Here is a 20,366-nt window from a genome sequence, read left to right as displayed (position 1 = left end):
CGAGACCGCTCGTTTTCGTCTCGCGCTCGAGCTATTCTGCCGAAGGCGGAGCCCTCGCGCGATGCGGGAGGGACGAGGGCTCGCTCACGCCTCACACGCTCCCAGATAATGTCCAACGACGACGAGGACGGGCGGCCATGCCGGCAGCGGACAGGAACGCGAAATTCGCCGATGTGGCGGGCGCCGCCGAGGGCGCGCAGGCCGAGGGCGGCATTCTGGCCTTCACGCGCGATCAGGAGCTTTCCGCCTATCGGGCGATGCTGCTGATCCGGCGCTTCGAGGAGAAGGCCGGCCAAATGTACGGCATGGGCCTCATCGGCGGCTTCTGCCATCTCTACATCGGCCAGGAGGCGGTGGTCGTCGGCGCGCGAATGTCGGCGAAATCCACAGATCAATTCATCACCGGCTATCGCGACCACGGCCATATGCTCGCCTGCGGCATGGAGCCGAGGCGCGTGATGGCGGAGCTCACCGGGCGGCGGGGCGGCTATTCCAAGGGGAAGGGCGGCTCCATGCATATGTTCTCGCGCGAGAAGAATTTTTACGGCGGCCATGGCATCGTCGGCGCGCCGGCCCCGCTCGGAGTCGGCCTCGCTTTCGCCGATCTCTATCGCGGCGACGGCTCCGTCTCGCTGACCTTCTTCGGCGACGGCGCCGCCAATCAGGGCCAGGTCTATGAGAGCTTCAACATGGCGGAGCTCTGGAAGCTGCCCATCGTCTTCATCGTCGAGAATAATCGCTACGCCATGGGGACATCCGTGGAGCGCTCCTCCGCGCAGTCGAATTTTTCGATGCGCGGCACGGCCTTCAACATTCCCGGCCGGCAGATCGACGGCATGGATGTGCGCGCCGTCGCCGCCGCTGCGCGCGAGGCGCTCGACTGGTGCCGCGCCGGCAAGGGGCCTTTCCTCATCGAGGCGCAGACCTATCGCTATCGCGGCCATTCCATGTCCGATCCGGCGAAATACCGCTCCAAGGAAGAAGTTCAGCGCGTGCGCGAGGAGCACGATCCGATCGAGCAGGTGCGCGCCCGGCTGCTGGCCGGCGGAGCGAGCGAGGACGAGCTGAAGCAGATCGACGCCGCCGTGCGCCGCATCGTCTCCGAGGCGGCGGATTTCGCGACCAATGATCCAGAGCCCGATCCGAGCGAATTGTGGACGGATGTGGTGGTGTAAGGAGGCGGCGATGTTTGGATGGTTTCGAGGAAAGCCGCAGCCCGTGTCCGCGCCGGCTAAGCCCGCTGTCGCGGACGATTGCCGAGTCCTTTCGGATGACGACGCTCCACACTTTCAAAGAGCGCTCGAGGAGCTTGCGGGGCTCGGCCTACGCTTTAGCGCAGAATACGAGGGGCGCTTATCAGAGTTGGCCGAGGACATAGCGGAGATCGAGTCTGGACAATCTGTTCCAAAGACTTTTTCCCCAGACGACTGGGTTCGTATGGCGTTCTTCAGCGTCGTCGACTATGAGGACGAAAACGAAACTATAGTATTCGAAAACTCTTTTCATGAACAAATCGACTACTCCGACACAGATGGCGTGGGATTGCTGCGATATGCCGAAATGGCGTGCAATCTCGTCGCTTTGACGGGCCACGACTGGATTGTCGATTCAGTGAGCGTCGAAAATCGGGCAAATGGCTATCGAAGTGAGGTTTTCCTCGGTCCAGCGGAGCGATCGGCGGACGAATGGAGCGAAGGCGAGGCTCCGATTGAGACCGGCGCCTCGCTCATTGTGACACTGCGAAAGGGGACGCAGGCTACTTCATTCGATCTGCGACAGATCGAACCCAAATGGCCCAATCTTCGAGCGCTCGTCCAAGGACTCGACGCTGCCCTCCCACCTTCTGCCGTTGGACGCTTCCTGATCTGGGACGGTGATAACGTCATCTATCTTCAACCTGACAAGGCGGAGAAGCTCGGGGCCTATTGCGGCGTCGAGTTTATGGCGCCCGAGAAATTCGCGAGCGCTCATCCATGACCATCAATGTCCTCATGCCGGCGCTCTCGCCCACGATGGAGCAGGGCAAGCTCGCCAAATGGCTCAAGAACGAAGGCGACAAGGTCAAGGCCGGCGATGTCATCGCCGAGATCGAGACCGACAAGGCGACGATGGAGGTGGAGGCCGTGGACGAGGGCGTGCTCGCCCGCATCCTCGTGCCGGGCGGGGCCGAGAATGTCGCCGTCAACACGCCCATCGCCGTCATCGCCGAGGAGGGGGAGGAGGTCGGCCCCGTGGAGGCTCCGCCTTCGACGCCGGCTGCCCCCGTCGAGGCCGCCGCGCCAGCGCCTGCGAAGGCGCCGGATATTCCGGCCTCCGCGCCGCAGGAGGCCGTCGCCGCCGCCGCTCCCGTTGCGCCGGCCGCGACTGCGGCCGAGCCCGCCGCTCCTTCGCGTGCCGTCGCCGTCCCCGAAATTCCCGCCGATACGACGCTCATCCCCATGACCATGCGTGAAGCCTTGCGCGACGCCATGGCGGAGGAGATGCGCCGTGATCCCAATGTCTTCGTCATCGGCGAGGAGGTCGCCGAATATCAGGGCGCCTATAAGGTCACGCAGGGCCTGCTGCAGGAATTCGGGCCGCGCCGCGTCGTCGACACGCCGATCACCGAATATGGCTTCGCCGGCCTCGCCGTCGGCGCCGCCTTCGCTGGGCTGCGGCCGATCTGCGAGTTCATGACCTTCAATTTCGCCATGCAGGCGATCGACCACATCGTCAATTCCGCCGGCAAGACGCTCTATATGTCCGGTGGGCAGATCAATTGCCCCATCGTCTTTCGCGGCCCCAATGGCGCCGCCGCGCGCGTCGCCGCGCAGCACAGCCAGGATTATGCGGCCTGGTTCTCGCAAGTGCCGGGGCTGAAGGTGGTCGCGCCCTCCAACGCCTCCGACGCCAAGGGGCTTTTGAAGAGCGCCATTCGCGATCCCAACCCGGTGGTTTTCCTCGAGAATGAGATTCTCTACGGCAGGCAATGGGACACGCCCATGCTCGAGGATTTCCTCATTCCCATCGGCAAAGCGCGCATCGCGCGGCCGGGAACGGATGTGACGCTCGTCTCCTTCTCCATCGGCGTCGCCCATTGTCTTGCCGCCGCCGAGGCGCTGGCCAAGGAGGGGATAGAGGCGGAGGTCGTCGATCTGCGCACGCTGCGGCCGATGGATGTGCCCGCCATCATCGAATCGGTGCGGAAGACCGGCCGCTGCGTCGCGGTGGAGGAGGGCTGGCCGCAATGCGGCATAGGCGCGGAGATCGCCGCCCGCGTGCAGGAGGAGGCCTTCGATTATCTCGACGCGCCCGTTCTGCGCGTCGCCGGCAAGGACGTGCCCATGCCCTATGCCGCCAATCTCGAGAAGCTGGCTCTGCCTTCCGTCGCCGAGGTGATCGCGGCGGCGAAGGCCGTTCTCTATAGGTGACCTCATGGCGCTCTCTGGAGACGAGCGGCTCGCACCGGGCGGAGCCGACGGACGCATCTTCGCTTCGCCCTTGGCGCGCAGGCTGGCCAAGGAAGGCGGGCTCGATCTTTCCGCGCTGAAGGGGTCCGGCCCGCATGGCCGCATCATAGAGCGCGATGTGAAATCGGCGCTCGGCTCTGGCGCGCGGCCTGTGGCGGCGGCGTCTTCGGCCCCGATGATCGAGGCGCCGGCCGGAATGTCGGACGCCGTGGTGCGCCAGCTCTTCGCGCCGGGCTCCTTCACCGAGGTCCCGCATGATTCGATGCGCAAGGCGATCGCGCGGCGCATGGTCGAGGCTGTGCGCAGCATTCCGCATTTCGCGCTGCAGACCGATTGCGAGATCGACGCGCTGCTGCGCCTGCGCGAGGATTACAACAGCGCCGCGCCCAAGGGTCCGAATGGCGAGCCCGAGTGGAAGGTCTCGGTCAATGACATTATCGTCAAGGCCATGGCGCTGGCGCTCCAACATGTTCCCGACGCCAATGTCACCTTCACGCAGACGGCGATGCTGAAGCACACATCTTCCGATGTCGGCGTCGCCGTCTCCATTCCGGGCGGGCTGGTGACGCCCATCGTGCGCAACGCCGAGGCCAAGAATTTCCGCGAGATCGCGACCGAGCTGAAGGATTTGGCGCGGCGCGCGCGCGAGCGCAAGCTGAAGCCCAATGAATATGAGGGCGGAACCACCGCCGTCTCCAATCTCGGAATGTTCGGCGTCAAGAATTTCGCCGCCGTGATCAATCCGCCGCACGCCACGATTCTCGCCGTCGGCGCCGGCGAGGAGCGCATCATCGCCAGAAATGGCGCGCCCGCCGTGGCGACGATCATGAGCGTCACCCTCTCGGTCGATCATCGCGCCGTCGATGGCGCGCTGGGCGCCACGCTGCTCGCGGAGTTCAAGCGGCTGATCGAGCATCCCGCCGCCATGCTCGTCTGAGCGGCGATCCCTGGGCGCGGCGCGTGAGCAGCCGCGCCGCTGATCTCCGTAATAACGCGTACAACATAACGCGAATATTTCACGAATCTCACATGAGCCTCGCGTAACCTTCGCGTAACACGATTTTTTCCAAAAATTCCTTCGACGATACGCTCTCCCGACAGGACGGTGACAGGCGCTCGCCCTATGATGGCGCGTTCGGTCATCGTCGACGCTCGGATCACGAGAGATTTGCGCGAAGGAGATTTCGAGATGGATCATATTTCGCGTGACGCTCATAAGAGCTGGCGCGACCTTTCGCTCTATCTGCCGGTCCGCGCGCGGATGCGTCCCCTTCTTCGGCGCAAGGCGCAATCCCTCGCTCACACCGGCGAGCTCCCGCCCGACTGCATCGTCACCTCTATTTTCGAGACCGGCGAATCGGTGATGTGCGTCACGCAATTCGCCTTTGGCGGCGGCGCGCGCCACACGCTCATCGCGCCGCTCGCGCAGCTCGCATTCGACCGCAGCGGACCGCTGTCGAAGGAGATCGATCTCTTGCGCGCCCGGCCCGCGCACGCCCAGGGGCGCCGGCCCGCGCCGATTTCTTAACGCTTCGTTCATCGGCTCGTGCGCGCGAGCACAGAAATCCCGCGCGCGCTCCCGCAATATCTCAGCGTTCGAGACGAACGAGAGACATTGCGACGGAGCATTGCGATGACCGATATTGCCAAGAACCTTTTCGATTTTCTCAAGAGCGTGGCCCTGGTGACGGCGATCGGCGGGCCGAGCGCCGCCGCCGGGGCCTTCGTCTATCAGCGGCCCGACTCGGCGCTGATGCTGCTCTCCAAGGTGCAGTCGGTCGAGATCGGCGATTTCAAGCTCGCGCTCGGACAAAAGGCTTTCGAGATCAATCCCGATCTCGGCGCGAAAAAGAATTCGACGGATGATCTCGTCGCCCGCGCGCGCAACCTCGGGCCGCGCGAGGTGGAGCGTCTGATTCATCTCCTCCCGCTCGACGCCGCCGGCATGGACAAGCTCGGCGCCGATGCGATCAAATGCGACTATGAAAAAGCCGATGCGCGAACGCGCCTCTTCGCCGTCATCGACAAATCGCTGGAAGAGAAAAATCTGATCGAGATCACGCGGCGGGACGATCTGATCGCTCAAAAGACGCATGACGTCTATGGCTCTCCGAGCGCTTGCTATCGTGTCGTCGTCACCGCGCTCGGCGCCGATGTGAAGTCGATGATCGTCTCCGAATTGACCCGCTATTTCACCAGCGAACTCGATGTGGGAGCGCCTCCCGCCGCCGTCAAGCCCGCGAACGACAAGTCCGCGAACGTGATGCCCGCGATCGACAAGCCGGCGCTCAATAAGCCGGTGAGCGAGCGGAGCCGGACGAAATTCGCCCAGTCCCGCCGCGATGCGGCGGAACGGATCGCCGCCCGCTGAGCGCTCCGCGAAAATCATGCGTGAAGCTGTTCCCAACCCGCTCGAAAACGCTCTAAGACAGCGCCATGAGCGGCGAGGCGGACAGGAACGAAGGGGTGCAGATCGTCGAGATCCTGCTGCCGGTGGCCGTCGATATGGCCTATTCCTATTACGCGCCGCCGGCGCTGCGGCTTTCGCCGGGAGATTGCGTCGAGGTCCCGCTTTCGACGCGCAAATCCTTCGGCGTCGTCTGGTCGGTCGCGCCGGCGGGCGGCGCCGGGCCGGGCAATCTCAAATCCGTCATCGCCAAATATGACCGGCCGCCGCTGGGCGAGACATTGCGCGGCTTCGTCGATTGGGTGGCGCGCTGGACCTTGGCGCCGCGCGGCATGGCGCTGCGCCTCGCCACGCGGGCGGTGGAGGAGGCGGCGCCGGAGACGCCCCGCGTCGGCTATCGGCTCGCCGGCCCGCCGCCCGAGCGCATGACGGCGGCGCGGGCGCGCGTCATAGAGGCGGCGGAGGGCGGCCTCACTTTCTCCAAGGGCGAGCTCGCACGCGCGGCGACCTGCTCCAATGGCGTCGTGGACGCGCTGGTCGACGCCGGCGCGCTCGAGGCCGTCGCTCTGCCGCCCGAGCCCGTCGCCGAGGCGCTCGATCCCGATTTCGCGCGCGCGCCGCTGGAGGCCGAGCAGCTCGCGGGCGCCGAGGCGTTGACCAGCGCTGTGGAGCAGGGCGGCTATCGGCCCTTTCTGCTGGAGGGCGTCACCGGCGCCGGCAAGACGGAGGTTTATTTCGAGGCTGTCGCCGCGGCTCTGCGCGCCGGCGGGCAGGCGCTGGTCTTGATGCCGGAGATCGCGCTCACCGCGCAATTCCTCGAGCGTTTCGCCGCGCGCTTCGGGGCCAAGCCCGCCGAATGGCATTCCGGCGTCTCCGAGCGCAAGCGCGCGCGGCTGTGGCGCGGCGTCGCCCTTGGCGAGGTGAAGGTGGTGGCCGGCGCGCGCTCGGCGCTGTTCCTGCCCTTCTCGAATTTGCGGCTCATCGTCGTCGATGAGGAGCATGAGGCCGCCTATAAGCAGGAGGATGGCGTCGCCTATCACGCCCGCGACATGGCGGTGGTGCGCGCGCGGCTCGAGGAAGCGACCATCGTGCTCGCCTCGGCCACGCCTTCCATCGAGACGCGCGTGAATGCGCAGAGCGGCCGCTATGGCTATTTGCGCCTCACCGCCCGCGCCAACGCGAGGCCCATGCCGCGCATAGAGGCGATCGACATGCGCGCCAATGGGCCGGAGCGCGGACGCTGGCTCGCGCCGCGCCTAGTGGCGGAGGCGCAGGAGACGATCGCGCGCGGCGAGCAGGTTCTGTTCTTCCTCAATCGGCGCGGCTACGCGCCGCTGACCCTGTGCCGCAGCTGCGGCCATCGCTTCCGCTGCGAGAATTGCGACGCCTGGCTGGTGGAGCATCGCTTTCGCCGCGCGCTGGTCTGCCATCATTGCGGCCATGTCGAGCGCCGCCCGCATATTTGCCCGGAATGCGAGGCGGAGGATTCGCTCACCGCCTGCGGGCCGGGCGTCGAGCGGCTCGCCGAAGAGGCGGCGATCCTCTTTCCCGACGCCCGCACTCTGGTGCTCTCCTCGGATTTTCCCGGCGGGCAGGAGCGTTTGCGCCGCGAGCTCGCCGAGATCGCGGCGGGCGCTTTCGATATCGTCATCGGCACGCAATTGGTGGCGAAGGGGCATAATTTCCCCTTCCTCACTCTGGTCGGCGTGGTGGACGCCGACAGCGGGCTCGGCAGCGGCGATCCCCGCGCCGCCGAGCGCACGTTTCAGCTGCTGAACCAAGTGACCGGCCGCGCCGGCCGCGGCGAGAAGCCCGGCCGCGCGCTGATCCAGAGCTGGCAGGCCGACCACCCGGTCATTCGCGCCATTCTCTCCGGCGAGGCCGAGGCGTTCTACGCGCAGGAGACGCGATTGCGCGAGCGCGCCGGCCTGCCGCCCTTCGGACGCCTCGCGGCGCTGATCGTCTCGGCCAAGGACGCCGGCGCCGCCGAGACCCATGCGCGCGCTCTGGCGCGGGCGGGGCATTCGCTGCCCTCGACCGATCGCTATCGCGTCGCCCCGGCCGGCGGCCTGCCGGAGGCCGATGAGATCGTCGTGCTCGGCCCGGCCGAGGCGCCCATCTCGCTCATTCGCAGGCGCTATCGTTTCCGCCTGCTGGTGAAGGCGCCCAAAAGCGCCGATCTGCAGGCCTATCTGCGCGCCATGCTGGCGGCGGCTCCCAAGGAGCGCGGCGGCGTTCGCGTGGCGGTGGATGTCGATCCGCAGAGCTTTTGGTGATGTAGGAAAACGATCCCCTCATCCTGAGGCGCTTTTTGACGCAACGCAAAAAGCCTCGAAGGATGCTCCAGCACGCGGCGCCATGACCCTTCGAGACGCCTGCTGCGCAGGCTCCTCGGGGCGAGGGACTGTTGTCGAGCCCACGCATCGCTGGCGATCCTACGCGCCCGCGTGGGCGCGCCGGACGCATGCTAGGCATCGCATTCCAGCGCGGCAATCGCCTGCGGCGCATCCTCGAAAGCATAAGGATTGAGGAAGGTTCGCCGCCACAGCTGTTTGCGATCGATCGAGGAAAGCTCGGCCTCTTCGGCGATTTCGCCGAATTTCGCATAGATCCCTCTGATCTGCGCTTCGATGAGCTCGCTCGCAGCCTTCGCGCTCAATTGGAACTGCGGCGCAGCCGACAGGCAGACCGCAAGCGTGCTGGCGCTGTGCTCGCCGATGATCCGCATGGCCTGATTGGCCTCGCGCCCGGTGCGGCGTTGCGGGCAGATGTCGTAGGCAGGCGTCAGGGACAGCTTTTTGCCATCCCAGAACGCGGCATGATTGCGCGCGTGATCGTCGTTATTGCCGCAGAGCACATTGAACACCATCCGGCCAAACAGTTCGCGCAAGCTCGCCTTTGGCGTCGTGAACCTCGTGCGAATGATCTGCGCCAACTCCTCGTAGGACGCATAGCGCCCCGTCATCTCATCGAGCCCGAGCATGGTCAGCGCCGACACCATCGATTTGCGCGCCCAGCCCGCTGGCGTTCGGACGCGATCGAAGCGCTCGATCAGCAACACGTCCTTGCCCGCCGATTTTTCAAGCCGCACTGGCGCAACCGTTAGTCCCAGATGTTCGGCGAGGCGCATGGCGATGAATTCGGCTTTCACGACATTGATCAGATCGTTGCTCGATGAGAACTTCGCGATGAATTTCGCCTCGGGGGCGTCGATCGCCGCTTTCGGGCGCGCGCCGCCGAGACTGGTGCCATGGAACAGCGCGCGTTCCAGCTCAGGGGTTACGGGAACGCCGCTTTCCACGCGTTCGGCGATCGATTGAAGCTCTTCCAGCGTCGCGCCCGCGCCCGCGCGCGCCTCGAACGTTTTGGCGGAAGTCTGAAAATCGAGAGCGCCTATCCGGTCAGAAGCCGATTGCAGCATATAGCTCAGCTCATCGAGCGTATCGACGTCGATGTTGTTGCCCTTTGCGCCGAACAACCGATTGATGATGACGCGACGGCCCCAGGCGTCGGGCGATCCGTCCCGTAAGCACCCTGCGATGGTCAGCGTGCCGTCGGGAAAAATTGCGCCACGCCTCAGCGGCAATTCCGGGTCATAAATCGCGATGGCGTCGTTCCGCTGCAAATAGGACTGACCGTAGTTGAAGACATATCGATCGTCCTCTCGTTCGATGAGGCCGGCGACCACCGGATCGACCGCGCCCGGCAGCCAGATCCACACATAAGCTTCTTTCGGCGCGGCCTTCTTAGAAGTCATCCTTCACCGACTTTTCCTTCGGGCGCGCAGAGCGCGGGAGCAGCGTCAGCTTTTGCGCCAACATGTCGTTGCTGAGGGTCATGGCGGCGCGATCGAGATCGAACAGCCGAATTCCGACCAGTGACGCCACTTCGAATGCAGCGCCGATCGAACAGCCGGGATCGCCTCGCTCGATCCGCTGCAACAGCCCCCGCGAAACACCCGCGCGCTCAGCCAGTTCGCTGATCGTCTCCTTGCGCCCGATCCGGCTTTCGCGGATCAGGCGACCGAGATAGGTCACTGCCTCTGAGGCGTAGCGAGAGGTGGCCCGGTGCACAGGCTTGGGCATTCGATGATCCATTAACGAGACTGAACGGCCTCCTGCGGCCGTTTTATGGATCATGCGCCCACAAAAAGGGAAGAGTCAATAAGTGATCTATAAATAGATCATTAGGTTGCTTAGTGATCTGTTTATGGCCCTCCCGTCCTCTCCGCGAGCCTCGACCGCTAATGCCACTCGAGGTGCGGTTCCGCAGGACTATGCGCGCGCAACGTTCCCGGAGGTCTGCGCATGTCGCGGCGACGCAGCGAGGTCGATGCGGACGTCCGCTGCCGTGAGTTCCCGCCCGCTTGTAGCCCGCCCGCTTTTCCCTATAGTCCGCCTCGACAATTCCCACGGCGGACGAGGCTATGACGACCACACAATTGCGCATCGGCACACGCGGCAGCCCTCTCGCTCTGGCGCAGACGCGGCAGCTGCGGGCCTTGCTGGCCGCGGCGCTCGGCCTCGAGGCGGAGACGCTGCCGATCGAGGTCATCCGCACCACGGGGGACATGATCCAGGACCGGCCGCTCTCGGAATCGGGCGGCAAGGGGCTGTTCACCAAGGAGCTGGACGTCGCCCTCATCGAGGGGCGCATCGATCTCGCCGTGCATTCCTCCAAGGATTTGCCGACGCATCTGCCGCCTCAGATCGCCATCGCCGGCTATCTCCCGCGCGAGGATGTGCGCGACGCCTGGATCGGCCGCAATGGCGCGACGCTGGACGCGCTGCCCAAGGGCGCGGTGGTGGGCACGGCCTCGCTGCGGCGCGGCGCGCAGGTGAAACGGCTGCGGCCGGATGTTTCCATCGTGCTGCTGCGCGGCAATGTCGAGACCAGGCTGCGCAAGGTGGAGAGCGGCGAGGTGGACGGCACGCTGCTGGCGCTCGCCGGGCTCAAGCGGCTCGGCCTCGAGCGCCACGCCACCGCCATTCTGCCGATAGAGGATTTTCTTCCTGCCGCCGGGCAGGGCGCCATCGCCGTCACCAAGCGCGCCGGCGACGGCAATGTTCGCGAGGCTCTGGCCGCCATTCTCGATCCGGCGACCGCCGCCGCGCTCGCCGCCGAGCGCGCCTTTCTCACCGTGCTGGACGGCTCCTGCCGCACGCCCATCGCCGCCCATGGGAAGCTCATAGGGGAGGAGATCGAGTTTCATGGCATGGCGCTGCGGGCGGATGGCTCTGCGGTTTATGAGGCGCGCCTGCGCGGGCCGTCCATGGATGCGGCGCTGATCGGCGACGCCGCCGCCAATGAGATTTTGCTGCGTCTTCCCAATGGAGTCGCGGGTCTCACATGAGGCGCGTTCTCGTCACGCGGGCGAGAGAGGACGCCGAGCGCACGGCGGAAGAATTGCGGCGGCGTGGCTTTGCGCCGCTGATCGCGCCGGTTCTGGAAATCGCCGCCACGGGCGCGCCGATTCCGGCCGAGCGCTTCGACGCGGTTCTGGCGACCAGCGCCCGCGCGGTCCAGTTTGCCGAAGGGGGCGCGGCCTTGCGCGGGCCGTTTTTCGTCGTCGGCGGCAAGACGGCGGAGGCGCTTTCCGCGCGCGGCGCGCAGGTGGAGGCGAGCGCGTCCGATGTGGCGGCGCTGACGCTTTTGCTCGGCGCCCGCTTTTCGGCGCCGGCGCGTTTTCTCTATCTCGCCGGCCATGATCGCAAGGACGATCTCGAGAGCTTTTTGCGCGCGCGCGGCCATGCGGCGACAGTGGTGGAGACCTATGAGGCGCGCGCCGTCGCCGCTCTCGGGGAAGAGGCCTGCGCCGCTCTGGCGGCCGGCGAGCTGGAGGCCGCGCTGCATTATTCGGCGCGCAGCGCGTCGATCCTCCTCGCTCTGGCGGAGGCCGCCGGCGTCGTAGCCGCGCTCCGCGCGCGCGTCACGCATTTCGCACTGTCCGAGGATGTCGCACGCGTGCTGCGCGCCGCCGGCTGCGCCAATGTGCGCGTCGCCGCGACGCCGGATCAGGCGAGCCTATTGGCCGCGCTCGAGGCGCAATAAAGCCGCCTTTGCGGGATGAGAATTGCATGGCGCCGCGCGCGCCTCTAGCTTGTGTCGGCGCGACCTCGACGGTCCGCTTCTCCGAGGATGAAATGACGAAGACGTGGATCTCATACGGCTTCCGTGTGGCGGGGTCGTCATTGCGAGGAGCGGAGCGACGAAGCGATCCAGTGCCGCCCCACGGCTGTGGATTGCTTCGCTTCGCTCGCAATGACGGCCGGGGCGGTCGCACGGAAACGATCTCGCGGCGGCGCTCGGCCGCTGTTCTCGCGCTTCTCTTTTGCGCGATCGCCGCCGCAGTCTCGCCGGCGCTGGCGGAGCGGCTGCCGCTCTCGGAGAATCTCGTCGATCTCCGCAGCGCGCAGGGGCGCGAATGGTTTCTCGAATCGGAGGCGCGCGAGGCCTATTGGCCGCTCTCCTCGGAATTCGTCACGCAGAAGAACGGCTCCTTCTGCGGCGTCGCCACTCTGGCGATGCTGCTCAACGCGCTCGACATTCCCGCGCCCGCCGGCGGCGAGGGGCAGGGGAGCTTCTCGCAGGACAATCTGTTCAGCGAGAAGACCGAGGCGGTGGTGAAGCAGGAGAGCGTATTGCGCCGGGGCATGACGCTGGACGAGTTCGGCGGGCTCGTCGCCAGCTTCGGCCTCGAGGCCAAGGTCGTGCATGCGGGGCAGAGCTCGCTCGCGGAGTTTCGCGCCAGCGCGATCGAGCAACTCTCGCGCAAGCGGCGCCATGTCGTCGTCAATTATCAGCGCGCCGCGCTCGGCCAGACGCGCAGCGGGCACATATCGCCGCTCGCCGCCTATGACGCCAAGACGGATCGCTTCCTGCTACTCGATGTCGCGCGCTACAAATATCCGCCCGTTTGGGTCGCGGCGGCGGAACTCTTCGACGCGATGAGCACGATCGACGCCGGAAATGAAGGGCGCAGCCGCGGCTACGTCCTCATCGGCCCGCAGGCGGGGATAGGCGAAAAATGAGCGACGCGCGAATGCGAGCAATTCTCTCCCTCTGCTTCTCGGCTCTCGCCTTCGCCGCCGCCGCCGAGCCGGTCGCGACCGGGCGGCGCGGCATGGTGGTGAGCGAGCATCGTCTCGCCAGCGACATCGGGCTCGACATATTGAAGGCGGGCGGCAACGCCATCGACGCCGCCGTCGCCGTCGGCTATGCTCTGGCCGTCGCGCATCCTTGCTGCGGCAATCTCGGCGGCGGCGGATTTCTGCTGGCGCAGCTGCCGGGGCAGGGCGCGCGCTTCCTGGATTTTCGCGAGACCGCGCCCGCAGCCGCCGGCGCCGATCTCTTTCTCGACGCGAAGGGCGCCGTGGATAAAGACGCGAGCCGCAGCGGCTATCGCGCCGTGGCGGTCCCCGGAACGGTGATGGGCCTCGAGACCGCCCACGCCAAATATGGCCGCCTGCCGCGCGAGAAAATCATCGCGCCGGCGATCGCGCTCGCCGAGCAGGGGTTTGTTCTCGAGGACGCCGATATTCGCGTGCTGCGCGCGGCGACGCGGCTGAAGGACAGTCCCGCGGCGGCGAAGATTTTTTCGCGCGCGGACGGCTCGCCTCTGCAGGCGGGCGATCGGCTGATTCAGAGCGATCTCGCGCGTCTGTTGCGCGAGATCGCGGCGCAGGGGCCGCGCGCCTTTTATGAAGGGCGCATTCCGCAGGCGATCGAGCGCGCCGCTCATGCCGAGAATGGCGTGATCGCGGAACAGGATTTCGCGATCTATGAGGTCATGGAGCGCACGCCGATTCATTGCGTCTATCGCGGCTATGATTTCTATTCCGCCGCGCCGCCGAGCTCGGGCGGCGTCGCGCTGTGCGAAATACTGAACATTCTCGAAGGCTATGATCTCGCCGCGCTCGGTTTTCACACGCCGCAATCCTCGCATCTTCTCGTCGAGGCGGAGCGGCGCGCCTTCTTCGATCGCAACAGTTCGCTCGGCGATCCCGATTTCGTCAGCAATCCCGTCGCGCGTCTCACCTCGCGATCCTATGCGGCGGAGCTGCGCGCCGGCATTTCTCCCGAGCATGCGACGCGCTCTGTCGATCTCGCGCAAGGCGCCGCGCCGCGCGAGCGTTTGCAGACGACGCATTATTCCATCGTCGATGGCGAGGGCGGCGCGGTCTCCGTCACCTACACGCTCAACGGCTATTTCGGCGCGCAGGTGATGGCGCCGGAGACGGGCGTGCTGCTCAATGACGAGATGGACGACTTTTCCGCCGCGCCCGGCACCGCCAATGGCTTCGGCCTCGTGCAGGGAAGCGCCAACGCCATAGCGCCGGGCAAAAGGCCGCTCTCCTCAATGTCGCCGACCATTGTGATGAAGGACGGCAAGGTCGCGCTGGTTCTCGGCAGCCCCAATGGGCCGCGCATCATTTCGGTGACGCTGCAGACGGCGCTCAATGTCATCGATCATCATATGTCGCTGGCGCAGGCGGTGGCGGCGCCGCGCATCCATCATCAATGGCTGCCGGATGTCGTGCTGGCCGAGCCCGGCGCGCTCTCGGCGGAGACGCGTCGGCGGCTCGAGGCGATGGGACATAAGATCGAGGATCACGCGCCCTTCGGCGCATCGGAGGCGATAGAGATCAGCGAAGGCGCGATGACCGGCGTCAATGATCCGCGCTCCGCGGCGGGATCGGCGCGCGGCTATTGAGCCGAGGCGGGGAACGGAGGACGAGAATGCAGATCGATTGGGCCAATTTCACGCCGTGGAGCGCGGCCGCGGGCGGCGTGGCGATCGGGCTCGCCGCCGGCCTCATGATCCTGCTGCTCGGACGCATAGCGGGGATCAGCGGCATTGTCGCCGGGCTGCTGCAGCCCGTGAAGGGCGATGCGGCCTGGCGCCTCGCCTTCGTGCTCGGCCTCGTCGCATCGGCCGCGCTTCTGCGCCTCCTCGGCGCGGCGCAGACGCCGGTCTTCGACATAGGCTATGGCGCGACCATCCTCGCCGGATTGCTCGTCGGCTTCGGCGCGCGGCTCGGCGGCGGCTGCACCAGCGGGCATGGCGTCTGCGGCCTGTCGCGCCTGTCGCCGCGCTCGCTCGCCGCCACCGCCGCCTTCATGACGAGCGGCGCGCTCACTGTTTTCATTCTGCGCCATATAATGGGCTGAGCCATGACGAGATCGACCATAGCCGCTTTCGCCATCGGCCTTTTGTTCGGCCTCGGCCTCTGCATCTCCGGCATGATTCTGCCGAGCAAGGTGAGGGGCTTTCTCGACATTGCCGGCGCTTGGGATCCTTCGCTGGCCTTCGTCATGGGCGGCGCCATAGCCGTCGGGCTGATCGCCTTTCGCCTCGCCCGCACCCGCTCGCGCGCGCTGCTCGGCGAGGAGATGCGCCTGCCGACGAGCAAGGCCATAGACGCGCCGCTGCTGCTCGGCTCGGCCATATTCGGCGTGGGCTGGGGGCTCGGCGGCGTCTGTCCCGGACCGGCGATCGTCGATCTCGCCTTTCTCGATCCGCAGATCATTCTCTTCGTTATCGCAATGCTCGTGGGCATGGCGCTCGAGAAGAGCGCGCGCGGCCTGCTCAGCGGAGCGCGCCGCGGCGCATGATCTCCTTTATGCGCGCGTCGAGCCGTTGCGCGAAAGCGTCGGTCGAGAAGCGCGTTTCGGCGAGCAGGCGCGCCGCCGCGACCTTGGCCTCGCGCGCCGCGCGGTCGTGGAAGACGGCGCGCATCGCCGCGACGGCGCCCGTGTGATCGGGCTCCGCCCAGCGTTGATCGCCGCGCATGCGCGGATATTCGCCGGGGCCGACGGGAACGAGGCGATAGGGCGCGAGAAACGCCGTGGAATCGTCGCAAAATTCCATATTGCCGGAATAGGCGGTGGCGATCACCGGCGTCTCCAGCGCCATCGCCTCCAGCATATGATAGCCGAAGCCCTCGGCGCGATGCAGCGAGACATAGCAATCGGCGCCTTCGATCAGCGCCATCTGCTCCGCATCGTCGAGAATGCGATCGACGAGGACGATGCGCTCGCATTCGGCCACGACATTGCGAATGGAACGCCACACATCCATCTCGCGCGGCGCGCGCACGCGATCGACGCTATGCGTCTTGATGACGAGCTTGACCTTCGGCTCATGCCGAAAGGCGGCGAGAAAGGCGCGCATCACGCCGAGCGGATTCTTGCGATAGACGCCGGAGAGCGCGTCGCAGGAGGCGAGAAAGACGAATTCATCGTCGCGCGCTATGCCCGCATAGGCGAGCGCGCGCGCCGCCGCGCGACCCTTTTTGCGCACGGCCCGCGCCGATGTGCCGACCGTATGAGTCGGCCGATGGGCGGCCAGCGTCTCTCTCGTGAAGTCCGAGGCCGACCAGAGCTCGTCGACGAGCGTCAGGCCGAGCATTTGCGCCGGATGCGGCGTCGCCATCTCGAGATAGGGAAAGCCGACGAGCCGTCCCTCCGACCATATGTCCGGCAGATAGGCGATGGCGCTCGGCAGCTCCTCGAGGTTGAGATGAAGAATATTGATCTTCGCGCGATGCAGAGTCGTCGGCGGCGGCGTGGCGTCCTCGCGCACGCAATTGGGATAATCGAGGGTGAAGTCGCAGAGCCGCAGCGAATAATCGAGGCGCTCGAGCGCGGCGGCGAGCGCGCGGCAGCTGTCCGCTATGCCGAGCTGCCGGCTGAACGGGCCGATGAGCTGAATGTCGACGCGCTCGCCGCCCGGCGTCGGCAGCGTCGCCGAATGCGCGCGATGGCCGGCGGGCGTGCGCGAGCGATAGCGCCGCGCGCCGAAATCACAGCCCAGAGTCTCGATCGCGGCGCGCCAATGCGCGATATCGACGCCGCCGGCGCCGAAGAGGCGTCGCGATTCTTCGTCGAATGGCGCGGCGCCCGCCTGGGGCGTCAAAAACGCCGCGAGCCAATCCGGCGGAATGAAGCGCAGATAATGCGGCGCGCGGGCGGAAAAGAGCAGCACGGCGAAATAGGTCGCGCGCCGCTCGCTCTCCTCCAGAAGATTTGCGCCGCGTAGATTGGGATGCGCGTCGACAAAGCGCGTCATGAAGAGGGAGAGCGGGAAGCGCGCGTCCGTTTCCTCATGGGAGCGCAGCAGCGCCTCATGCGCCGGCGCGATGAGGCAATCCTCGACATTGAAGGCGGCGGCGCCATAGGCGGCCCAGCGGAATATCGCCTCGAGCCGCGCATCCACGCTCGCATCTCGCGGCGTCTGCGCGAAGAGGCGCATCGCGCGGCTCGGCGCGAGGCGATCCTGCGCCGTCGGTCCCTCGTCGAGGAAGGCGATGTCGCCGGCGGAGAGCGGTATGCGCAATGGGCGGCGCGCGCGGCCGTAGAATTCGACATAATGCGCGAGAAACGCCTCGCGATCGGCGATAGAGATCGTCGCGTCGAATTGATCGGCGAGGTCCCATTTGTAGCGATTCTGGTCGAGATAGGCGCAGAGCGCCTCGCCGAGAATGGGCGCCGGCGCAGAGACGGGCGTCGGCGCGAACAAGAGCTCCGTGGCGCGCAGGGGTGAGGGCTCGGCGGGCGCAGCGATGTCGCCGGCGGCTTCGTCGCGAAAGGCTCCGGCGAAAGTCGCGCGCAGATAATCGTCGCGGCCGAGGCGGCGCGCGAGGAGCGGGCGCTTTTCCGTCGCGGTCAGCTCGAAGGGCGTTTCGGCGAGGGCGCGGACGCCGATCCGCGTCTCGGGGCCGCGCAGGAGAACGGGCGGAATTTTGATATCGAAGCCATGGCGGCCGTCGCCGAAGCCATGGGCGGCGAGATCGTCGCGCGGCCGATCCGCCAATTGCTGGGCGACGAAAACGCCATCGGCGAAAATATCGACCAGCACGCGCCGGCCCGCATGCGCGGGGCAATAGGCCCAGCCGCGAATGACGCCATCGGCGGCGCCATCCAGCCGGCCGACGATGTCGAGATCGCCCGTCGGAAGGCCGAGCGAGCGTCGCAGCAGCTTGATCGCATGGCGCTTGGCGACGCCCATGATGCTCAGCCTATCTCTATGCGCAGAGTGAAATCGCGCGTCTCGCCGGGGCGCGCATGCGCGATGCCGGGCTTCTCGTCGAGCGGGCCGGCGAAGCCGACCGGCGAATCATAGCCATGCCAGGGCTCTATGCAGAGGAAATCCGCGCCCGGCTTGGACCAGAGGCCGAGATGCCGGAAGCCGTCCCAGGCGATTTGCACGGATCGCCCGCTGCCGCAGCAATAGACGAGGCTCTTGCTCGTCAGAGTGTCGAAGATGATCGCGTCATCGGCGAACAGCTCCTCCCGCAGCGGCAGCGTCCTCCCTTCGACCGGCGAATCCTTCATGCGGCCGAGCAGCCCGCCGGTGAGCTTGCGGATCGGCGCCGGCTCATGGCGCTCGAAATTGATGCGGCTCTGCATTTTGGCGGCGTCGCCGAGCGGCCAGCGAAAGGCCGGATGCGCGCCGATGGAAAAATACATGTCCGCGTCGCCGAGATTGGTCACGCTATGGCGAATGTCGAGACGGGGACCGTCGAGAGTGAATTCCACCTCGAGCAGGAATTCGAAAGGGAAAATCGCGCGCGTCGCATCGCTGGAGCGCAGGGCGAAACGCGCCGAATGCGGCGACGCCTCGACGATGGCGAACTGGCTGTCGCGCGCGAAGCCGTGCTTCGGCATCGCATAGCTGTGGCCGCGGTAGTCATAGCGGTCCTGCGCCAGCCGGCCGACGATCGGAAACAGCAGCGGACTATGCTTGGGCCAGCTCGGCTCGCCGGCCCAGAGATAATCCACGCCGTCGCGCGTGCGCAGCGATTGCAGTTCCGCGCCTTTTGAAGAAATGAAAGCGGCGAGGCCGTCCGAGGACAAGGCCACGCCGTCTCGTTGCTCGTTCATCGGCCCGGACACGGGCCCTCAGGCGTTCGTCTGATGCTTCAGCCGCTCGAGATCGGCGTCGACCATCTCGCGGATGAGCGCATCGAGCGATGTCTCGGGCGCCCAGCCCAGCGCCTTGCGCGCCTTGCTGGAATCGCCGAGCAGAACGTCCACTTCCGCCGGGCGGTAGAATTTCGGATCGATCACCACATGCGCCTCCATGTCGAGGCCGGCATGGGCGAAAGCGATGCGGCACATGTCGCGCACAGTGGTGGTGACGCCCGTCGCCACCACATAATCGTCCGGCGTCTCCTGCTGCAGCATCAGCCACATGGCGCGCACATAATCGCGCGCATGGCCCCAGTCGCGCTTGGCGTCTATGTTGCCGAGGCGCAGCTCCTTGGCGAGGCCGAGCTTTATGCGCGCCACGCTATCCGTCACCTTGCGGGTGACGAATTCTATGCCGCGCAGCGGGCTCTCATGATTGAAGAGAATGCCCGAGGAGGCGTGCATGCCGAAGCTCTCGCGGTAATTGACCGTGATCCAATGGCCATAGAGCTTGGCGACGGCGTAAGGCGAGCGCGGATAGAAGGGCGTCTTCTCGCTCTGCATCGGCTCCTGAATGAGGCCGTACATCTCGGAGGAGGAGGCCTGATAGAAGCGCGCGCCGGGCGCGCCGAGCCGCAGCGCCTCGAGCATATTGGCGACGGCGACGGCGGTGATGTTGGCGGTGAGAATGGGCTGGCGCCAGGAGGAGGCGACGAAGGATTGCGCGGCGAGATTGTAGACCTCGTCGGGTTTCACCTCCTGCACGATGCGCAGCAGGCTGGAGAGATCGCCGAGATCGCCGTCGAGCAGCTGCACGTCATTGGCGACGCCGAGCCAGCGCAGGCGATGATCCTCGACGCCGCGATGCGAGGAGCGGCGGATCACGCCAGAGACTTCATACCCCTTGCTGAGCAGAAGCTGTGCGAGATAGGCCCCATCCTGTCCGGTAATGCCCGTCAGCAGCGCGCGTTTCGTCATGCACCCCTCTTAATTCAAATCCACTTTCGCGGCTTTTATCATCGCCCGAGCGGCCGTCTATAGACGATCTAGGCGCGGCTATACAAATCGGCGAGGCGCACGATATCGTCCTCGCCGAGATAGGAGCCGGTCTGCACCTCGATGATCTCGAGGTCGATCTTGCCGGGATTGCTCAGGCGATGAATGCAGCCGATCGGCAGATAGACCGATTCATTCTCGTGAACCAGCAGCGTCTCCTCGTCGCGGCCGACCTCCGCCGTGCCCTTGACGACGATCCAATGCTCGGCGCGATGAAAATGCTTCTGCAGCGACAGGCGCGCGCCCGGCTTCACCACAATGCGCTTCACCTGATGCCGATCGCCGGAGTCGACCGACTGATAAAAGCCCCAGGGGCGGAAGATGCGCTTGTGCTCGCCCGCCTCGCGGCGGTTCTCGCGCTTCAGCTGATCGACGAGCTGCTTGACATTGTCGCCATGCTCATGGCCCAGCACCAGCACGGCGTCCGGCGTCGTCACCACAATGACGTCGTCGACGCCGACGACGGTGGTCAGCGTCTCGTCCGAGCGCACATGCACATTGCGCGACTCGCGCACGACGCCATTGCCGCGCACGGAATTGCC

Annotated in this window: 18 protein-coding genes and 1 pseudogene; 13 read left to right on the top strand and 6 right to left on the bottom strand. The window is 66.1% G+C overall.

The genetic code is table 11. From position 1 onward, the window contains the following. Window positions 1-137 precede the first annotated feature (137 nt). The 7 genes and pseudogenes from pdhA to ACT53T_RS04720 all read left to right on the top strand — a co-directional run bounded on the left by pdhA (window position 138) and on the right by ACT53T_RS04720 (window position 8,132). On the top strand, window positions 138-1,175 hold the full coding sequence (gene pdhA, locus ACT53T_RS04750; protein WP_476160336.1) for a pyruvate dehydrogenase (acetyl-transferring) E1 component subunit alpha: 1,038 nt from the start codon (window positions 138-140) through the stop codon (window positions 1,173-1,175). Window positions 1,176-1,185: 10 nt separating this feature from the next. Then, window positions 1,186-1,977, top strand: coding sequence for a hypothetical protein (locus tag ACT53T_RS04745; RefSeq protein WP_476160335.1), 792 nt, complete (start codon window positions 1,186-1,188; stop codon window positions 1,975-1,977). Beyond that, window positions 1,974-3,410: a pyruvate dehydrogenase complex E1 component subunit beta gene (locus tag ACT53T_RS04740; protein ID WP_476160334.1), complete on the top strand. Its 1,437-nt coding sequence runs from the start codon at window positions 1,974-1,976 to the stop codon at window positions 3,408-3,410. The genes ACT53T_RS04745 and ACT53T_RS04740 overlap by 4 nt, the downstream gene beginning before the upstream one ends. Before the next feature lie 31 nt (window positions 3,411-3,441). Next, window positions 3,442-4,386 (top strand): annotated as a pseudogene (locus ACT53T_RS04735) (2-oxo acid dehydrogenase subunit E2); the annotation flags it as partial. 252 nt (window positions 4,387-4,638) lie between these two features. Continuing rightward, on the top strand, window positions 4,639-4,977 hold the full coding sequence (locus tag ACT53T_RS04730) for a hypothetical protein (protein ID WP_476160333.1): 339 nt from the start codon (window positions 4,639-4,641) through the stop codon (window positions 4,975-4,977). Window positions 4,978-5,082: 105 nt separating this feature from the next. Next, entirely contained in the window at window positions 5,083-5,820 is a 738-nt protein-coding gene (locus ACT53T_RS04725) for a hypothetical protein (RefSeq protein WP_476160332.1), read from the top strand. Window positions 5,821-5,885: 65 nt separating this feature from the next. Next, the gene (locus tag ACT53T_RS04720) at window positions 5,886-8,132 is read left to right on the top strand and encodes a primosomal protein N' (protein WP_476160331.1); all 2,247 of its coding nucleotides are present in this window, start codon (window positions 5,886-5,888) and stop codon (window positions 8,130-8,132) included. A gap of 191 nt (window positions 8,133-8,323) precedes the next feature. Here ACT53T_RS04720 and ACT53T_RS04715 read toward each other — a convergent pair whose 3' ends face one another. Both ACT53T_RS04715 and ACT53T_RS04710 read right to left on the bottom strand, forming a co-directional pair. Then, window positions 8,324-9,613: a type II toxin-antitoxin system HipA family toxin gene (locus tag ACT53T_RS04715; RefSeq protein ID WP_476160330.1), complete on the bottom strand. Its 1,290-nt coding sequence runs from the start codon at window positions 9,611-9,613 to the stop codon at window positions 8,324-8,326. Further along, the gene (locus tag ACT53T_RS04710) at window positions 9,603-9,941 is read right to left on the bottom strand and encodes a helix-turn-helix transcriptional regulator (protein WP_476160329.1); all 339 of its coding nucleotides are present in this window, start codon (window positions 9,939-9,941) and stop codon (window positions 9,603-9,605) included. Before ACT53T_RS04710 ends, ACT53T_RS04715 begins: the two co-directional genes overlap by 11 nt. A gap of 341 nt (window positions 9,942-10,282) precedes the next feature. Here ACT53T_RS04710 and hemC point away from each other — a divergent pair, with 341 nt between their 5' ends. The 6 genes from hemC to ACT53T_RS04680 all read left to right on the top strand — a co-directional run bounded on the left by hemC (window position 10,283) and on the right by ACT53T_RS04680 (window position 15,471). Then, window positions 10,283-11,209, top strand: coding sequence for a hydroxymethylbilane synthase (gene hemC / locus ACT53T_RS04705; RefSeq protein ID WP_476160328.1), 927 nt, complete (start codon window positions 10,283-10,285; stop codon window positions 11,207-11,209). Next, window positions 11,206-11,907: a uroporphyrinogen-III synthase gene (locus ACT53T_RS04700; protein WP_476160327.1), complete on the top strand. Its 702-nt coding sequence runs from the start codon at window positions 11,206-11,208 to the stop codon at window positions 11,905-11,907. Before hemC ends, ACT53T_RS04700 begins: the two co-directional genes overlap by 4 nt. A 191-nt stretch (window positions 11,908-12,098) precedes the next feature. Next, window positions 12,099-12,887 carry a phytochelatin synthase family protein gene (locus ACT53T_RS04695; RefSeq protein WP_476160326.1) on the top strand — a complete coding sequence of 263 codons (789 nt, stop codon included), beginning with the start codon at window positions 12,099-12,101 and terminating at the stop codon, window positions 12,885-12,887. Further along, the gene (gene ggt / locus ACT53T_RS04690) at window positions 12,884-14,569 is read left to right on the top strand and encodes a gamma-glutamyltransferase (RefSeq protein ID WP_476160325.1); all 1,686 of its coding nucleotides are present in this window, start codon (window positions 12,884-12,886) and stop codon (window positions 14,567-14,569) included. The genes ACT53T_RS04695 and ggt overlap by 4 nt, the downstream gene beginning before the upstream one ends. Before the next feature lie 26 nt (window positions 14,570-14,595). Then, entirely contained in the window at window positions 14,596-15,027 is a 432-nt protein-coding gene (locus ACT53T_RS04685) for a YeeE/YedE family protein (RefSeq protein WP_400768856.1), read from the top strand. Window positions 15,028-15,030: 3 nt separating this feature from the next. Beyond that, window positions 15,031-15,471: a DUF6691 family protein gene (locus tag ACT53T_RS04680; RefSeq protein WP_476160324.1), complete on the top strand. Its 441-nt coding sequence runs from the start codon at window positions 15,031-15,033 to the stop codon at window positions 15,469-15,471. Here the strand turns inward: ACT53T_RS04680 and ACT53T_RS04675 are convergent. The 4 genes from ACT53T_RS04675 to ACT53T_RS04660 form a co-directional block, all read right to left on the bottom strand. After that, on the bottom strand, window positions 15,446-17,866 hold the full coding sequence (locus tag ACT53T_RS04675; RefSeq protein ID WP_476160323.1) for a glycosyltransferase: 2,421 nt from the start codon (window positions 17,864-17,866) through the stop codon (window positions 15,446-15,448). The genes ACT53T_RS04680 and ACT53T_RS04675 overlap by 26 nt on opposite strands. A gap of 5 nt (window positions 17,867-17,871) precedes the next feature. Beyond that, window positions 17,872-18,720, bottom strand: coding sequence for an aldose 1-epimerase family protein (locus ACT53T_RS04670; protein ID WP_476160322.1), 849 nt, complete (start codon window positions 18,718-18,720; stop codon window positions 17,872-17,874). A gap of 39 nt (window positions 18,721-18,759) precedes the next feature. Then, window positions 18,760-19,746 carry a GDP-mannose 4,6-dehydratase gene (gene gmd, locus ACT53T_RS04665; protein WP_476160321.1) on the bottom strand — a complete coding sequence of 329 codons (987 nt, stop codon included), beginning with the start codon at window positions 19,744-19,746 and terminating at the stop codon, window positions 18,760-18,762. A gap of 68 nt (window positions 19,747-19,814) precedes the next feature. Continuing rightward, a partial coding sequence (locus tag ACT53T_RS04660; RefSeq protein ID WP_476160320.1) for a cupin domain-containing protein occupies window positions 19,815-20,366 on the bottom strand: 552 nt, incomplete at its 5' end.

Source organism: Methylosinus sp. DMC45 (assembly GCF_056313885.1).
Note: the sequence above shows the minus strand (reverse complement) of the source record. Positions and strands in the feature narration are given on the sequence as shown.

Bases quoted from the DNA above. Each gene is read 5' to 3' on its own strand.
- ACT53T_RS04680 (WP_476160324.1), top strand. From the start codon at position 15,031: ATGACGAGATCGACCATAGCCGCTTTCGCCATCGGCCTTTTGTTCGGC.
- pdhA (WP_476160336.1), top strand. From the start codon at position 138: ATGCCGGCAGCGGACAGGAACGCGAAATTCGCCGATGTGGCGGGCGCC.
- ACT53T_RS04700 (WP_476160327.1), top strand. From the start codon at position 11,206: ATGAGGCGCGTTCTCGTCACGCGGGCGAGAGAGGACGCCGAGCGCACG.
- gmd (WP_476160321.1), bottom strand. From the start codon at position 19,746: ATGACGAAACGCGCGCTGCTGACGGGCATTACCGGACAGGATGGGGCC.
- ACT53T_RS04675 (WP_476160323.1), bottom strand. From the start codon at position 17,866: ATGGGCGTCGCCAAGCGCCATGCGATCAAGCTGCTGCGACGCTCGCTC.
- ACT53T_RS04745 (WP_476160335.1), top strand. From the start codon at position 1,186: ATGTTTGGATGGTTTCGAGGAAAGCCGCAGCCCGTGTCCGCGCCGGCT.
- ACT53T_RS04730 (WP_476160333.1), top strand. From the start codon at position 4,639: ATGGATCATATTTCGCGTGACGCTCATAAGAGCTGGCGCGACCTTTCG.
- ACT53T_RS04720 (WP_476160331.1), top strand. From the start codon at position 5,886: ATGAGCGGCGAGGCGGACAGGAACGAAGGGGTGCAGATCGTCGAGATC.
- hemC (WP_476160328.1), top strand. From the start codon at position 10,283: ATGACGACCACACAATTGCGCATCGGCACACGCGGCAGCCCTCTCGCT.
- ACT53T_RS04685 (WP_400768856.1), top strand. From the start codon at position 14,596: ATGCAGATCGATTGGGCCAATTTCACGCCGTGGAGCGCGGCCGCGGGC.
- ggt (WP_476160325.1), top strand. From the start codon at position 12,884: ATGAGCGACGCGCGAATGCGAGCAATTCTCTCCCTCTGCTTCTCGGCT.
- ACT53T_RS04710 (WP_476160329.1), bottom strand. From the start codon at position 9,941: ATGCCCAAGCCTGTGCACCGGGCCACCTCTCGCTACGCCTCAGAGGCA.
- ACT53T_RS04715 (WP_476160330.1), bottom strand. From the start codon at position 9,613: ATGACTTCTAAGAAGGCCGCGCCGAAAGAAGCTTATGTGTGGATCTGG.
- ACT53T_RS04740 (WP_476160334.1), top strand. From the start codon at position 1,974: ATGACCATCAATGTCCTCATGCCGGCGCTCTCGCCCACGATGGAGCAG.
- ACT53T_RS04725 (WP_476160332.1), top strand. From the start codon at position 5,083: ATGACCGATATTGCCAAGAACCTTTTCGATTTTCTCAAGAGCGTGGCC.